The following is a 932-nucleotide window of genomic DNA, read 5'->3' on the forward strand; positions in this document are numbered from 1 at the left end:
GGCTCCCAGTAGACGACTGGGTTGATAGGCCGGATGTGGAAGCCCTGTGAGGGGTGGAGCTGACCGGTACTAATAGGCCGAGGGCTTGTCCTCAGACGCTCGCGTTCACTGTGTGGTTCCCGGGTAGCGAACAGCTATCTCCGGCAGCCGAAGCCTCGCTTCGGCCCAGCCTGGTGGAACACTTATCAACTAAAAAGTGTGTTTCGCTGAATACCCGATAGGGTTTCGGTGGTCATAGCGTGAGGGAAACGCCCGGTTACATTCCGAACCCGGAAGCTAAGCCTCACAGCGCCGATGGTACTGCAGGGGGGACCCTGTGGGAGAGTAGGACGCCGCCGAACAATTATTCAAAGGCCGCGGCCCCAGCGACTCGCTGGGGCCGCGGCCTTTTTGTTTTCCGAGGTTTCGCAGGATTCGTCGGCCCGCTCCGCCTCCCCAGACGCGGGGGTGGGACCGATGCAAGACAATGGAGACAGGTGTGTGGCCAGGCGGCCGGCACCTGGCCGCACCGGGCGCCGTCGCTGCCCGGGCCAGCGGCGCAGTTGATGTAGCAGAAGGAGTCACCGCGATGTCGAATCCGCCCCAGGACCGTCCCGAGCGCCGCTCGGGCGATGGCCGAGGCTATGAGCCCCGCTCTCGGGGCGGTTGGTCGAACGACCGCGGCCCGCGTCGCGACGATCGTGGTGACGGTGGCTACCGGCGCGACGACCGGGACCGAGACCGTGATCGCGGTGGCGACCGCGGTGGGTACCGTCGTGACGACCGTCCGTCGGGCGGGTACGGCCGTGACGACCGTCCGTCCGGTGACCGTGGTGGTTTCCGCCGCGATGACCGTCCGTCCGGTGACCGTGGCGGTTTCCGCCGCGATGATCGGCCCTCCGGTGACCGTGGTGGTTTCCGCCGCGATGATCGGCCCTCCGGTGACCGCGGTG

General features: G+C 66.7%; 2 rRNA genes and 1 pseudogene. All 3 read left to right on the forward strand.

The features are described from left to right. A 23S ribosomal RNA gene (locus ACIGXM_RS24645) occupies positions 1-93 on the forward strand; the annotation flags it as partial. A 131-nt stretch (positions 94-224) separates the two neighbouring features. Then, positions 225-341, forward strand: a 5S ribosomal RNA gene (gene rrf, locus ACIGXM_RS24650). 348 nt (positions 342-689) lie between these two features. After that, a pseudogene (locus ACIGXM_RS24655) lies at positions 690-932 on the forward strand (hypothetical protein); the annotation flags it as partial.

The sequence above is a fragment of the Kitasatospora sp. NPDC052896 genome, from assembly GCF_044547075.1.
Lineage (GTDB): Bacteria > Actinomycetota > Actinomycetes > Streptomycetales > Streptomycetaceae > Kitasatospora.